Raw genomic sequence first — 14,233 nt, forward strand, 5'->3', positions numbered from 1 at the left:
CCCCGACCAGCCCGTCCAGCTCAAGGCCCGCCTGCAACGCGCCATGTGGGACGAGCACGGCTACATCCCCCAGCAGGCCACCGCCGTCTACCTCCAGTTCCGCCCCGCCGACTCCCACGTCTGGACCACCATCGCCGTGGTCGACACGGACGGCGAGGGCCGGGTGTCGATGCAACTGCCCGCCCACGTCTCGGGGACGTACCAGTGGTACTCCCCGGGCGACAAGTGGACGGGCGGCGCGACGTCGGAGGAGCTCCCGATCACGGTCGACGGCACGGCGGCGCACCCGGGGCAGTAGCGGCTACCCGGTGTCGGCTCGGCGGCGGGCCCGAGCGAGGTGGTCGCGCACGGCCACGATGGTGGGATGGGTGCCGCCGAGCGTCCGCTCGTACTGGGCGACCACGGCCTCGAAGACGATCCGGGTCGGCGAGTCCGCGTTGATCCACCACACCACGCTGTACGCGTGCCGGTACCGGTGCGCGTACGCCAGCGCCAGGGTGGTCTTTCCCACGCCCCCGAGCCCGTGCACGGTGGACGCCTGCATGATCGCGGTGTCGCCGACCTCGTGCAGCCGGGCGAGCTCGGCCTCCCGGCCGAGGCACCGCGGCGCGGGCGGCAGGTTGGCCAGTCCGGGCGGGGCCTGCACGTCGCGGGCGGCGTTGAGGATCTCGGCGGGCAGGCCGATCACGTCGCCGGTGACGGCGGCGCCGATCCACCCGGCAGCGACCGACCGCTCGCCGAAGGCTTCCGGACTCACCGCGTGCCGGAGCGTCCGTTGTCGATATTGACTGTCCCGATGCTGTACGCCGCGATCGACCGCTCGCCGGACGCGGTGATGGTGATCCCCCCGCTCGGCAGCAACCCGGCGAGCTCCGCCCGCAGTTCGGCGTCCTCGCGCAGTGCGCGCTTCAGCTGCTGGCGCAGCGCCGCGGCCGCGTCGGCGTCGTCCGGGTCGGCGGCCGCGTCGTCGACGGCCCCTTCCAACTCGGCGGCCTGCCCGGGTCGGCGCCGCAGCACGGCCTGCAGGATGCGGCGTCCGAGGTTCGCGGTGGCGTCCACCGCCGCGTCCTCCGCGCGCGTCAGCACGGCCGTGCCGTACGCGCCGACGGCCGAGGCCACGTACGGGCCCGCCTGTTCGACCAGCTGGACGATCTCCGCGCTCATCTGCACCCGCCCCGATTCGGCTGTCCTGCACTCCCCGTGACGAAGCGTAGACGCCTCCGAGGACCCCGGGCGAGCGAAAGGGCGCGGGAGGCTCTCCGCCTCCCGCGCCCCGGAGATCGGACGGGCCGTCAGCCGCGCAGCTCCGCCGCGACGAGCTCCGCGATCTGCACCGCGTTGAGTGCGGCGCCCTTGCGCAGGTTGTCGTTGGAGAGGAACAGCGACAGGCCGTTGTCGACGGTCTCGTCCACCCGGATCCGGCCGACGTAGCTCGGGTCCTGGCCGGCGGCCTGGAGCGGGGTGGGGATATCGGTGAGGACGACGCCGGGGGCGGAGGCCAGGAGCTCGGTGGCGCGCTCGGGGGTGAGCGGGCGGGCGAAGCGGGCGTTGACCTGGAGGGAGTGACCGGTGAAGACCGGGACGCGCACGCAGGTGCCGGAGACCTTGAGCTCGGGGATGCCGAGGATCTTGCGGCTCTCGTGGCGGAGCTTCTGCTCCTCGTCGGTCTCGTTGCTGCCGTCGTCGACCAGCGCGCCCGCGAACGGCAGCACGTTGAACGCGATGGGCCGCTTGTAGACGCCGGGCTCGGGGAACTCGACGGCCGCGCCGTCGTGGACCAGCGCGGTCGCGTCCTCGACCACCTTGCGGGCCTGCTCGTGCAGCTCGGAGACGCCGGCCAGGCCGGAGCCGGAGACCGCCTGGTAGGTGGAGACCACCAGGGAGAGCAGCTCGGACTCGCCGTGCAGCGGCCGCAGGACGGGCATCGCGGCCATGGTGGTGCAGTTCGGGTTGGCGATGATGCCCTTGGGACGCTCGGCGATCGCCTCGGGGTTGACCTCGGCGACGACCAGCGGGACCTCGGGGTCGCGGCGCCAGGCGGAGGAGTTGTCGATGACGACGGCTCCGGCTTCGGCGACCTTCGGGGCGAGGGCCTTGGAGGTCGCCCCGCCGGCGGAGAAGATCACGATGTCGAGGCCGCGGTAGTCGGCCGTGGCGGCGTCCTCGACGGTGACCTCGGTGTCCTTCCAGGGCAGCGTGCGCCCTGCCGAGCGGGCCGAGGCGAACAGCCGCAGCTGCTCAACCGGGAAGGCACGCTCCGCCAGGATCTCGCGGACCACGCCGCCGACCTGACCGGTGGCTCCTACGATGCCGATCCTCATCCGTCTCCTCCTCCTACGTTGTGCAAAGCCATCATGCCTTGTCAGAGCGGGTGTGCGCGGAGGCGTCCCAAGGCGTGAACGCCTGCCGTCCAGCGCGGCAATCCCTTTCGTCAGGGCGTCCGCGGGCCGGAAATCCTGCGCGGATCCGTCACTCGTGCGCGAGCAGCGGCAGCCGCACCGCGGGGGTGGGGATGCGGCCGGCACGGTGCAGCAGGGCCTTGAGCGCGGTCGGGTTGGGTCCGGCGAACGCGGCCCGGGACACCTCCACCAGTTCCGCGCCGAGCCGCCGGGCCAGCGGCACGTCACCGTCGGCCCAGGCCCGGTGCAGGGCGACGAAGCGGGCGGTCTCCAGGTGCGCGGAGGCCAGGATGCCGCCGTCGGCGCCGAGCGCGAGCAGCGGGGACAGGAACAGGTCGTCGCCGGCCAGGACGCCGCGCGGGCCGGCGGCCAGCAGGGCGACGGCCTGTTCGTCGATGCCGCCGGGGGCGTACTTCAGGCCCGCGACCTGCGGCAGGGCGAGCAGTTCCCGCAGGGTGTCGGCGCTCAGCGGCTGCCCGGTGCGGTAGGGGATGTGGTAGATCACCAGCGGCACGGGGCTGGTGGCGGCCAGCGCCCGGAAGTGGGCGAGCACCCCGGCCTCGCCGGGCCGGACGAACGCGGGGACGGCGACCAGGGCGGCGTCGGCCCGGCCGGCCAGCCGGCCGAGCGCCTCGGCGGTCCGCGCGGTGCCGCCGTGGCCGGCGCCGACCGTCAGCACGGCGCCGTACTCGGCGGTGACGCGGCGGCAGAGTTCGATCACCGTGTGCTGTTCGGCGTCGGTGAGGGAACCGGGTTCGCCGGTGGTGCCGAGGGCGACCAGTCCGGCGGCGCCGGCGTCCAGGCTGTCGCGGGCCAGCTGCTCCAGGGCGTCGAGGGCGAGGTCGCCGTCGGCGGTGAAGGGAGTGACCAGCGGGACGTGAATGCCGTGCAGTTCCATGGGGGAAGCCTGCCGGGCGCCGACCGTGCGGGTCCAGTTCACATTTCCGATGGTTCTCGTAAGCTGAGCCGATGCTCGATGTGCGACGACTGCGGCTGCTGCGCGAACTGGCCCACCTGGGGACGATCGCGGCGGTGGCGGACGCCCTGGCGTTCAGTCCTTCGGCGGTGTCCCAGCAGCTGTCGGTGCTGGAGCGGGAGGCGGGGGTGCCGCTGCTGGAGCGGACCGGGCGGCGGGTGGCGCTGACCCCGGCCGGGCGGAACCTGGTGCGGCACACCGAGGCGGTGCTGGAGCTGCTGGAGCGGGCGGACGCCGAGCTGGCGCACGCCCGCAGCGGTCTGGCCGGCCCGCTGCGGATCGGCGCCTACCCGTCCGCGGTGCGCGCCCTCGTCCCGGCCGCGCTGGCCGAACTGGCCTCCCGGCACCCCGAGTTGGAGGCCATGGTGAGCGAGGTGGACCCGGCCGGGGTGGCGGCGGCGCTGCGCGCGGGCGAACTGGACCTGGCACTGGTGCACGAGTACGACCTGGTGCCGGGCGAGCCGGAGGAGGGCATCACGCTGACCGGCCCGGTGTTCGCCGAGCCGATGTACCTGGCGGCCCGCACCGCCGGCGCCCTCGCCGACCACCGGCACAGCCCGTGGATCTCCGCCCCGCCCGGCACGCTCTGCCACGAACTCACCCGACGCGCCTGCCAGGCCGCCGGGTTCAGCCCGCGGGTCCGCCACCGGGTGGACGACTTCGCGGCCCAGCTCGCCCTGGTGGCCGCCGGCCAGGGCGTGGCCCTGGTCCCCCACCTGGGCACCGGCCACTGCCCCCCGAACGTCGTCCTGACCCGCCTGCCGATCCACCGCCGCACCCGCACCGCCTTCCGCGCGGGCGCGGCCGCCCACCCGGCGGTGGCGGCGTTCGCGGCGGCCCTGCACGCGGCGGTTCCGGCCGAGCTGCGCGCCGCCTGACGGCCGTTCGGCCCGCGCACCACTGCGCCGCCTCCGCGGCGCCCACCCGTCGGCGGCCCGGCGTGGGGGCTTGATGCGGTCGATAGCCTTCCGCCATGCATGAGTTGAACGAGCAGACGGAGCAGCCCGGCCGGTTCGGCGCCGAGGCCACGGTGGAGATCGCGGCCGAGCGGGTCGGGTCGGTGCACACCGCGTACGCGCCGGACCCCGACGGCGACCCGGACCCGGGCGAGATCGTGTGGACCTGGGTGCCGTTCGAGGAGAACGACGGCCGCGGCAAGGACCGCCCGGTGCTGGTGGTGGCCCGGGAGCGGTCCGGCTCACTGCTGACGGTGATGCTGTCCAGCAAGGGCCACGACCAGGACCCGGACTGGGTGCCGCTCGGCGCCGGCCCGTGGGACCGCAGCGGGCGGGACTCCTGGGTGGCCCTGGACCGGGTGTTCCGGGTGCACGACGGCGGGATGCGGCGCGAGGCGTGCGCCCTGGACCGGGACCGTTTCCAGCTGGTGGTGGACTCGTTGCGGCACCGTTACGGCTGGCACTGAGTAACGATTGTCGGATCGTCTTCCATGGCTCGCCCCGGACCGGGTACAACGGCACCAGGATCCCCAACAGTTGACCTGGAGTCGGACGCATGAGCAGCAACACTCCTCCTGGCTACGGGCCGCAGGACCCGTACGGCCAGAACCCGTACGGTCAGCAGCAGCCGCCGGCGAACGGCGGCTACGGCGCCCCGCCCCCGCCGCCGCCCGCACCGGGCTACGGCGAGCAGCCCGGCTACGGCGAGCAGCCCGGGTACGGGCAGCAGCCGGGCTACGGCCAGCAGCCGGGTTACGGGCAGCAGCCGGGCTACGGCGCCCCGCAGGGCCAGTGGCCGGGCTGGCTCGGCGCGCCCCAGGGCCCCGGCATGCCGCCGGTGCCGGGCACCCGGGTGCTGGCCACGCCGGTGGACCGCTTCGTGGCCCGGCTGATCGACGGTCTGATCCTCGGTGTCGTCATCGGGGTCGTGGCCAACCTGGCTTTCGGCCTGTTCAGCTTCGGCTACTTCGCGCTGCTGGCGGTCGCCTACGTCGTCTACGACGGCGTCATGATGAGCACCCAGCACTGCCAGACCGTCGGCAAGAAGGTCATGAAGCTCCGGGTGGTCAGCGTGGCCACCGGCGCGCGGCCGACCGACAACGAGCTGTGGACCCGGGCCGCGGTTTGGGGCGGCCCGTACATCGTCCCGTTCATCGGTTCGCTGGTGGTGCTGGTCAACGGCCTGTCGCAGCTGTGGGACAAGCCGCTGCAGCAGACCTTCCACGACAAGCTCGCCAAGACCGTGGTGGTCAAGGAGAACTGAGCCCGCGTCAACAGCGAAGAGCCCCTGCGGAGTTCCGCAGGGGCTCTTCGCGTGATCGGGGTCCGGTCAGCCGGCCAGGCAGCTCGGCCCGAGCAGCTGCTTGAGGTCGCCGAACAGGGCGGGGTCGGACTTCACCCGGTGCCGGTCGAGGCGCAGCACCACGGTCCTGGTCCGCCCGCGCAGGTGGACGTGCACCTCGGTGCTGCCGCGGTGGCTGCTGAGCACCTCGCCGAGCCGGCCGACGATCGGCGGGGTGAGCTTGTTCTCCGGCACGGTGATGACGATCGGGAGTTGCGCGCCGACGTTGGACAGGTCGGGCACCGCGAGTTCCATGCCCATCAGCCGCGGCACGTCCTCCCGCTTGTCGAGCTTGCCGCGGACGAACACCACGGCGTCCTCGACCAGTTGGGAGGAGACCAGCTGGTAGCTGGCGGGGAAGAACATGCAGTCGATGGAGCCGGCCAGGTCCTCGACGGTGGCGATCGCCCAGGCATTGCCCTGCTTGGTCATCTTGCGCTGCAGGCCGGAGATGATGCCGCCGATGGTGACGATGGTGCCGTCGGGGCGTTCGGCGAGGTCGGCGACCGCGCAGTCGGCCTTGTCGGCGAGCACGTGCTCGATGCCGTGCAGCGGGTGCGAGGAGACGTACAGGCCGAGCATCTCGCGCTCCTGGGTGAGCAGGAAGGACTTCTCCCACTCCTCCTCGGAGAACACCACGTCCAGGCCGAAGCTCGGCTCGTCGGAGACGCTGTCGCCGCCGAACAGGTCGAACTGGCCCTCGGCCTCCTTGCGCTTGATCGAGACCACGTTGTCGATCATCGGCTCGAACTGGGCGGTCAGGCCCTTGCGGGTGTGCCCGAGCGAGTCGAAGGAGCCGGCCTTGATCAGCGATTCGACGGTGCGCTTGTTGCAGACCACCGCCTCGACCTTGTCCAGGAAGTCCGGGAAGGAGGTGTACTTCCCCTTGGCCTTCCGGGTGCGGATCATCGACTCCACCACCGGCCCGCCGACGTTGCGGATGGCGGTCAGGCCGAACCGGACGGTGTCGCTGCCGTGCGGGGTGAAGTCGGCGTCGGACTCGTTGACGTCCGGCGGGAGCACCTGGATGCCCATCTTGCGGCACTCGTTGAGATAGACCGCGGACTTGTCCTTGTCGTCCTTGACCGAGGTGAGCAGGCCGGACATGTACTCGGCCGGGTAGTTGGCCTTGAGGTAGGCCGTCCAGTAGGAGACCAGTCCGTAGCCGGCGGTGTGGGCTTTGTTGAAGGCGTAGCCGGAGAACGGGACCAGGACATCCCACACGGCCTGGATCGCGGCGTCCGAGTAGCCGTGTTCGCGGCAGCCCCGCTGGAAGGGCACGAACTCGGCCTCCAGGATCTCCTTCTTCTTCTTGCCCATCGCGCGGCGCAGCAGGTCGGCCTGGCCGAGCGAGTAGCCGGCCAGGATCTGCGCGGCCTTCTGCACCTGCTCCTGGTAGACGATCAGGCCGTAGGTCGGCTTGAGGATCTCCTCCAGGGGCTTCTCCAGCTCCGGGTGGATCGGCGTGATGTCCTGCTGGCCGTTCTTGCGCAGCGCGTAGTTGGTGTGCGAGTTGACGCCCATCGGACCCGGGCGGTACAGCGCGAGGACGGCGGAGATGTCTTCGAAGTTGTCGGGCTTCATCAGGCGCAGCAGCGAGCGCATCGGGCCGCCGTCGAGCTGGAAGACGCCGAGGGTGTCGCCGCGGGCGAGGAGCTCGTAGGTCGGCTTGTCGTCGAGCGGCAGATCGAGCAGCTCGATCTTGATGCCCTTGTTCTTCTCGATCGCCTTGACGGCGTCGTCCATGATCGTCAGGTTGCGCAGGCCGAGGAAGTCCATCTTGAGAAGGCCGAGGCCCTCGCAGGTGGGGTAGTCGAACTGCGTGATGGTGACGCCGTCGGTGTGCCGGGTCCAGACCGGGATGTGGTCGGTCAGCGGTTCGGCGGACATGATGACGCCGGCGGCGTGCACGCCGGGCTGGCGGATCAGGCCCTCGATGCCGCGCGCGGTGTCGATGACCTTCTTGACGTCCGGGTCGCTCTCGTACAGGCCGCGGATCTCGCCGGCCTCGCCGTAGCGCGGGTGCGAGCTGTCGGTGATGCCGGAGAGCGGGATGCCCTTGCCCATGACGTCCGGCGGCATCGCCTTGGTGATCCGGTCGCCCATCGCGTACGGGTAGCCGAGGACGCGCGAGGAGTCCTTGATGGCGGCCTTCGCCTTGATGGTGCCGTACGTGACGATCATGGCGACCTTGTCGGAGCCCCACTTCTCCGTCACGTAGCGGATCACGTCGCCGCGCCGGCGCTCGTCGAAGTCGATGTCGACGTCGGGCATGGAGATGCGCTCGGGGTTGAGGAAGCGCTCGAAGATCAGGCCGTGCGGGATCGGGTCGAGGTCGGTGATGCCCATCGCGTAGGCGACCAGCGAGCCGGCCGCGGAGCCACGGCCGGGGCCGACCGCGATGCCCTGGCTCTTGGCCCACATGATGAAGTCGGCGACCACGAGGAAGTACGCCGGGAACCCCATCTGGATGATGGTGTCCATCTCGTACTCGGCGAGCTTCTTGTGCTCCTCGTCGTAGCCGCCCGGGAAGCGCCAGTCCATGCCCTCCCAGACCTTGGACTTGAAGAAGTCCGCCTCGGACTCGAAGCCCTCCGGGATCGGGAACCGCGGCATCAGGTTCTTGAACTTGAACATGCCCTCGGTGTCGACCCGGGAGGCCACCAGCAGCTGGCTGTTGCGGCAGCCCTCCTGCCAGATGTCGGAGGAGTCGAGGGCGTACATCTCGGCCGCGGACTTGATGTAGTAGCCGGTGCCGTCGAACCGGAAGCGGTCCGGGTCGGAGAGGTTCTTGCCGGTCTGGACGCAGAGCAGCAGGTCGTGCGCGCCGGCGTCGCCCTCGGTGGTGTAGTGCGAGTCGTTGGTGACCACCGGCGGGATGTTCAGCTTCTTGGAGATCTCCAGGAGGCCGTCGCGGACCCGCTTCTCGATGTCGAGGCCGTGGTCCATCAGCTCCAGGAAGTAGTTCTCCTTGCCGAAGATGTCCTGGTACTCGGCGGCGGACTTGAGCGCCTCGTCGAAGTGCCCGAGCCGCAGCCGGGTCTGCACCACGCCGGACGGGCAGCCGGTGGTGGCCATCAGGCCGGCCGCGTGCTCGGCGATGATCTCCTTGTCCATCCGGGGCCACTTCACCAGCCAGCCCTCCGCGTACGAGCGGGAGGTCAGCTTGAAGAGGTTGTGCAGGCCCTCCTTGTTGCGGGCCCAGATGGTCTTGTGGGTGTAGGCGCCGGACGCGGAGACGTCGTCCTTCTTCTGGTGCGGCTGGCCCCACAGGATGCGCTTGGTGTTGGAGCGGGACTCCGGCGCCACGTACGCCTCGATGCCGATCACCGGGGTGATGCCGGCGGCCGTGGCCTGCTTGTGGAACTCGGCCGCGCCGTACATGTTGCCGTGGTCGGTCATCGCGACATGGGTCTGGCCCAGCCGATCGACCTCCTTGAACAGCTGCTTCAGCCGGGCGGCGCCGTCCAGCATCGAGTACTCGGTGTGGACGTGCAGGTGCGCATACGGCTGATCGCTCAAGGCGGGGCCTCCGGGGTCCTGAGGGGGGCTGAAACACGTAAGGCCCGAGCCACCACCAGGGCTCGGACCACGGCTTCCGGGATCGCGGATCCGAGTCTAGTCCCCCTCCGGACGTGGAAGCGCTAACCTCCGATCCACCGCACGGTTACGGGAGGGGACCCGCCATGGCCTTCGTCCAACCACTGCAGTCGAACCCGCGCCCGGGGGGCCGCGGACTGCCCGCGATCGGCTTCCTGCTGCTGGTGCAGGTCGCGATCAAGCTCGCGATCCTCGGCTACGACCTCAGTCGCAGCGGTGTGAACTACCTGCCCGCGGCCCTCGGGGTGCCGGTCGACGCCCGGTACTGGGTGCCCGCCCAGGTCAGTTTCACCGGCTACGACACGGCGCTGGTGGTCACCGCGCTGGTGCTGGCCTTCGGCGCGGTCAACGGCCGCCGGTGGGCCAGGCCGGGCGCGGTCGCCGTCCTGGCGGTCAACGGCTACGGCTCGGCGACCGCGCTGATCACGGTGCTGCTCCTCAACGAGAGCATCCTGCGCCTGGACATCGTCGACATGCTGCTCACCGCCACGCTGCTGGTCGACGTCGTACTCGCCCTGGTCGTCGTGCTGATCGCGGCTGTCGGCCGTGAGCAGTCGGCTCCGGCGCTGCCTCCCTTCCCGTCCCCGTACCCGCCCGCTGCCCCGGGCCCGTACGGCCCCGCGCCCTCCGCCACGGTCCCGGGCCCGTACGGCCCCGCGCGCACCGGGTACCGGCCCCCGCAGCCGCCCGCCGGTGCCCCCGGCGCCGGGTACGGATTCCCCCCGCCGCCGCCCGTGCCGCCCGCGCCGCCCATGCCGCCGTCCGTCTGAGCGCCCCGGCCGACTGTCCTGACGGGTTGTTAGGGTGCCCGCCGTCGGCCCGCCGGATCCCGGGGGCCGACGGGGACGAGAGGAGATCCGGCGATGCCCGCCGCACGTACGCTGTCCGCCCGCGAGCTGACGGTCTGCTCCTTCGAGCGGCAGCTGCTGGACCGCGCCGAGCCGCTGTCGGCGGCGGACGGGGTGCGCCGGCTGGCCGCGCTGCAGGCGCAGTACTCGCCGTCGCCGCACCTCGCGCTCTGGTCCCGGCTGCCGGGCTTCACCACCGGGCAGCTGGACGCGGCGCTGCGGGACGGCAGCGTGGTGAAGTCGACGCTGATGCGCGGCACCCTGCACCTGGTGCCGGGCGAGGACTACGGCCACCTGGCCGCCGCCTGGCGCCGCCAGTGGCTGGTCTCGCTGCGTGGCCGGCACCGCACGGCGGGCCTGGACGAGGCCGAACTGGACGCCCGGCTGCGGGAGTTCGCCGCAGTGCCGCGCAGCGCGCAGGAGCTGCGCGAGCAGGTGACGGAGATCTCCGGCGGCCGGGTCCGCACCGACGACCTGCTGAACTACGCGCGGGCGCTGCTGCCGCTGGTGCACGTCGCCCCGTCCGGGCACTGGCGGGCGCACGGCAAGCCGCAGCTGGTGCTGTGGCCGGGCGAGCTGCCGCCGGAGCCGGCCGCCACCGCCCGGCTGGCGCGCCGCTACCTGGCGGCGTTCGGGCCGGCCTCGCGCGCCGACCTGGCGCACTTCGCGGGCCTGACGCTGCGCCAGGTCGATCCGGCGCTGGCCGAGCTGGGCGAGCTGACGACGTACCGGGCCGAGGACGGCCGGGAGCTGCTGGACCTGCCCGACGCGCCGCCGATCGGCGCGGCGGACCGCGTCCTGCCGGTGCGGTTCCTGCCCAAGTGGGACGCGGCGCTGCTGTCGCACGCGGACCGCACCCGGATGCTGCCCGCCGCGCTCCAGCCGCAGGTCTACCGGGCGGTGAACGGCACCCTGCTGGCCTCCTACCTGGTGGACGGCCTGGTCGCCGGGCTGTGGAGCCACACCTGCACCCGGGGCGCGGCGCAGCTCACCCTGACCCCGCTGGTCGAGCACGGAGCCCGGCCCGAGCTGGTCGCGGAGGGCGAGCGCCTGCTGGCGTTCCTGGAGCCGAGGGCGACCGGCCTGGCGGTGGTGTTCGCGTCCTGACGTCCGGAGCCGGTCCGGTCAGTCCTGCTGCTCGTCGAGCTCGGCGAGGAAGTCCAGCGCGGCCGCCCAGGTCCGGGCCTCCGCCTCGGCGTCGTAGTCCGGCAGTTCGGCGTCGGTGTACAGGTGCCCGGCGCCCCGGTAGCGGTGCACCTCGACGTCGGCGCCGGCCCGGGTCATCTGCAGGTACCAGGTGTTCAGCCAGTCCTCGGACTCGTACGCGTCCGGCTCGGCCACGTGCAGCTGCACCGCGATGCCGGTGGCGGCGTCCTCCCGCAGGTCGGAGGTGCCGTGCAGGAGCAGCAGCCCGCGGGCCTGCTCGTCGGCCAGCGCCAGGTTCTGCGCCAGCGACCCGCCGAGCGAGAACCCGGCGTACACCAGCCCGTTCTTGGCGGGCAGCAGCGGAGCGACGGCGGTGACGGCGCGGCGCAGCAGTTCGTCGTTGCCGACCTCGTCGCGGTACGCCATGCCCTCCTCCGCCTCGTCGAACGTCCGGCCCTCGTACAGGTCGGGGGTGTGCACGGTGTGCCCGGCCTCGCGCAGCCGGTCGGCGGCCCGGTGCACGGCGGGGCGCAGGCCGTACGCGGAGTGGAACAGGACGATCTCGGCCACGGGTGGCTCCTCGGTGCTGGTGCTCGGTGCTCGACCGTCCATGATCTCCCATCCCGGAACGCACCGGGGCCCGGCCCACCGGTGGGTGGGCCGGGCCGTTCGGGTGCGCGGGTCAGTACGAGGTGCTGACGGACGCCCCGCTGAAGCCCTGCTGGGCGTACAGGCTGACGTAGTTGTAGCCGGCGGGCGGGTTGGCGACGGTGATCGTCTCGGTGTTGCCGCTGTTGGCGGACTTGGCGGTGTACGAGCCGGTGGTGGCCCAGTTGGCGCCGTTGTAGTACAGGTCGGCGTTGCCGGTGCCGCCGGAGACGGTGACGGTCAGGCTGGTGGTGCCGGCCGGCACCCACAGGTAGAAGTACGCGTAGTTGTTCACGGTGGCGGCGACGTCGGAGCGGCGGCAGTTCTGGCCGAGCTGCCGGGTGTCGGCGCCGGTGCATTCGGGGGTGGTCGGCACGGTGGCGCCGCAGTTGCCGGCGTTGCAGGCGGTCAGCCAGCTGTTGAAGTCGGCGTCGTACCGGGTGCCGATGGTGGTCTTCAGGATCGTCCGGGCGCCGTTCCAGTCGCCGGCGCGGTACTTGGCGAGCACCGCGTCCATGTCGCTGCGGTGCGACTGGAGCATGTAACGGACCGCCAGGTAGCCCCAGTTGTAGACCCGGGTCTGGTCCGCGTTGTCGTAGGTGGTGTCGAACAGGGTGGAGAGCGGGTAGGTGTGCAGCCCGGCCTGGGTGATCGCGTCGGTGTACTCGACGCCCCGGTAGGAGTAGGAGATGTACTCGGCGAAGCCCTCGACCCACCAGACGGTCGGGGTGGTCATGCCGGCGTCGAAGTCGCCGTACATGTCGAACCGGCCGTCGAGGTAGTGGGTGTACTCGTGGTTGAGGTTCCAGATCTGGAAGGCGGGGCGGACCCACTCGGCCTCGTAGGCGACGAACCGCGGCTGGTTGCCGGCCGCGGCCGGGTCGCCCTCCAGGTACATGCCGCCGTTGTCGGTGGAGATCCCGAAGATGGTTCCGGCGTAGGTCCGGTAGTCGCTGCTGGAGTGGAACACCACCACCTCGATGGTGGTGTTGTTGTCACCCCCGACCGCGCCGTTGTCCCGGACCACGCCGTGGAAGTACGCGTCCTGGCCCTTCAGGCTGGTGCAGGCGGTGTTCAGCTGGTCGGCCGTCAGCGCCTGCGCAACGATCCGGATGCTGGGGCTGCAGGTGTAGTTGACGGTCAGCACCGCCGCCTTCAGCCGGTTCGCCAGGTCGCAGGTGCCGTAGTAGGCGCAGTTCGCCTTGTCGTAGCTGTCGGTCATCTCGGCGAGGCCGCCCCACAGCGAGGCGGTCCGTCCGGTGATGCTGCTCTGGTCCAGCAGGCTCTTCACCAGCGGCCGGACCTTCGCCTGCAGGGCCGGGTACTGGAGGAACCGGCCGAGTTCGCGGCCCGCGTTGGAGACCAGGAAGTCGTTGGTCCCGCCGAGCACCCCGTTGTTGCGGGTGGCGAAGGACTGGAGGGTGTCGAGCACGCTCGGGTCCGCCTGGACGGCGGGCAGGAAGTCGCTGTTCTGGTGGCCGCGCCAGAGCACCGTGTAGGTGTTGTTGACGGCGTTGACCATGTACCAGGACGCGTCGTAGCCGCTGTTGTAGCCGTTCAGCAGCCGCTTCACGACCGACAGGTAGCGGGCGTTCTCGGCCGCGCTGTCGATCAGGGTGACGGCCTCGCCCAGCGTGGCGCCGTTGGCGTCCGTCACGTCCTGCGAGTGCGGGGCGGCGAAGAACGCGTCCAGCCCGCCCTCGATCGCGGACTTCAGGTTGGCGCCGTACGGGCCGACCACGTCCGCGTTGTACCACTGCACGTAGTACCCGGCCCGCAGGTACAGCACGATCTGGGTGGCCGAGGTCGAGTCGTCACCCGGGTAGCCGGCGGAGACGTCGCGCAGCGCATTGGCCACGCTCACCATCTGCGCCTCGTTGAACGCCAGCTTCGCGTCGTTGCCCTTGAGCAGGAACAGCGAGTTGACGCAGTCCACCGTGGCGGACTTGATCTGGGCGACCAGCGCGGCGCCGGTCTTCCCGGTGAAGTCGGACACGTTGCACGCGGCCGCCGCCGCAAGGGACTTGGCCTGCTCCGGCTCGCCCTTGACCGCGACCGGCGGGCGCTTGCTGGCGTCCGACCGCAGGTCGCGGTCGGAGTCCTTGCGGCGCTCGGCCGCCTCGGTGCTGCGCGGCGCCGACTTCGACGCCTTCGCGGGCCGGTCGCCGGTGGGAGCGGCGGCGGCGGCCGCCCGGGCGCCCGGCACGAAAGCGGCCAGGAATCCGAGGGCCAGACAGAAGGAGAGCAACAGACTCAACGTTCGCGCGGGGGACGCGAACGGTATCCGGAAGGTTCGCACGTGGGGCCTCCGGGCCGAT

12 protein-coding genes and 1 pseudogene are annotated in these 14,233 nt (G+C 71.7%); 6 read left to right on the forward strand and 7 right to left on the reverse strand.

Annotated elements, in window-relative coordinates; all coding sequences use genetic code 11:
* Positions 1–298: pseudogene (locus IEZ12_RS07660) on the forward strand (hypothetical protein); the annotation flags it as partial.
* 3 nt (positions 299–301) lie between these two features.
* Here IEZ12_RS07660 and IEZ12_RS07665 read toward each other — a convergent pair.
* From IEZ12_RS07665 to IEZ12_RS07680, 4 genes are all read right to left on the reverse strand, one after another.
* Positions 302–757 carry an ATP-binding protein gene (locus tag IEZ12_RS07665; RefSeq protein WP_189271342.1) on the reverse strand — a complete coding sequence of 152 codons (456 nt, stop codon included), beginning with the start codon at positions 755–757 and terminating at the stop codon, positions 302–304.
* Positions 754–1,164, reverse strand: coding sequence for a hypothetical protein (locus IEZ12_RS07670; protein WP_189271343.1), 411 nt, complete (start codon positions 1,162–1,164; stop codon positions 754–756). Before IEZ12_RS07670 ends, IEZ12_RS07665 begins: the two co-directional genes overlap by 4 nt.
* Positions 1,165–1,292: 128 nt before the next feature.
* Positions 1,293–2,321, reverse strand: coding sequence for an aspartate-semialdehyde dehydrogenase (locus IEZ12_RS07675; protein ID WP_189271344.1), 1,029 nt, complete (start codon positions 2,319–2,321; stop codon positions 1,293–1,295).
* A gap of 148 nt (positions 2,322–2,469) precedes the next feature.
* Positions 2,470–3,339 (reverse strand): dihydrodipicolinate synthase family protein, encoded by an 870-nt coding sequence (locus IEZ12_RS07680; RefSeq protein ID WP_229847318.1) that lies wholly within the window; start codon positions 3,337–3,339, stop codon positions 2,470–2,472.
* Positions 3,340–3,368: 29 nt separating this feature from the next.
* Here IEZ12_RS07680 and IEZ12_RS07685 point away from each other — a divergent pair, with 29 nt between their 5' ends.
* From IEZ12_RS07685 to IEZ12_RS07695, 3 genes are all read left to right on the forward strand, one after another.
* Positions 3,369–4,253: a LysR family transcriptional regulator gene (locus IEZ12_RS07685; protein WP_189271345.1), complete on the forward strand. Its 885-nt coding sequence runs from the start codon at positions 3,369–3,371 to the stop codon at positions 4,251–4,253.
* 95 nt (positions 4,254–4,348) lie between these two features.
* Entirely contained in the window at positions 4,349–4,798 is a 450-nt protein-coding gene (locus IEZ12_RS07690) for a type II toxin-antitoxin system PemK/MazF family toxin (protein ID WP_189271346.1), read from the forward strand.
* An 89-nt stretch (positions 4,799–4,887) separates the two neighbouring features.
* Positions 4,888–5,595 carry an RDD family protein gene (locus IEZ12_RS07695; protein WP_189271347.1) on the forward strand — a complete coding sequence of 236 codons (708 nt, stop codon included), beginning with the start codon at positions 4,888–4,890 and terminating at the stop codon, positions 5,593–5,595.
* Between the two features lie 66 nt (positions 5,596–5,661).
* Here IEZ12_RS07695 and dnaE read toward each other — a convergent pair whose 3' ends face one another.
* Positions 5,662–9,195, reverse strand: a complete 3,534-nt coding sequence (gene dnaE, locus IEZ12_RS07700) for a DNA polymerase III subunit alpha (RefSeq protein WP_189271348.1) — start codon at positions 9,193–9,195, stop codon at positions 5,662–5,664.
* Between the two features lie 164 nt (positions 9,196–9,359).
* On the opposite strand from dnaE, the gene IEZ12_RS07705 reads away from it, so the two are divergent.
* On the forward strand, positions 9,360–10,043 hold the full coding sequence (locus IEZ12_RS07705) for a hypothetical protein (RefSeq protein WP_189271349.1): 684 nt from the start codon (positions 9,360–9,362) through the stop codon (positions 10,041–10,043).
* Positions 10,044–10,136: 93 nt separating this feature from the next.
* Positions 10,137–11,228 (forward strand): winged helix DNA-binding domain-containing protein, encoded by a 1,092-nt coding sequence (locus IEZ12_RS07710; RefSeq protein WP_189271350.1) that lies wholly within the window; start codon positions 10,137–10,139, stop codon positions 11,226–11,228.
* An 18-nt stretch (positions 11,229–11,246) separates the two neighbouring features.
* Here IEZ12_RS07710 and IEZ12_RS07715 read toward each other — a convergent pair whose 3' ends face one another.
* Together IEZ12_RS07715 and IEZ12_RS07720 are read right to left on the reverse strand one after the other, a co-directional pair.
* Positions 11,247–11,879 carry a dienelactone hydrolase family protein gene (locus IEZ12_RS07715; protein ID WP_043913460.1) on the reverse strand — a complete coding sequence of 211 codons (633 nt, stop codon included), beginning with the start codon at positions 11,877–11,879 and terminating at the stop codon, positions 11,247–11,249.
* 70 nt (positions 11,880–11,949) lie between these two features.
* The gene (locus IEZ12_RS07720) at positions 11,950–14,163 is read right to left on the reverse strand and encodes a M9 family metallopeptidase (RefSeq protein ID WP_229847320.1); all 2,214 of its coding nucleotides are present in this window, start codon (positions 14,161–14,163) and stop codon (positions 11,950–11,952) included.
* Between the last annotated feature and the right edge of the window lie 70 nt (positions 14,164–14,233).

It is taken from the genome of Kitasatospora griseola (assembly GCF_014648555.1).
Classification (GTDB): Bacteria; Actinomycetota; Actinomycetes; order Streptomycetales; family Streptomycetaceae; genus Kitasatospora; species Kitasatospora griseola.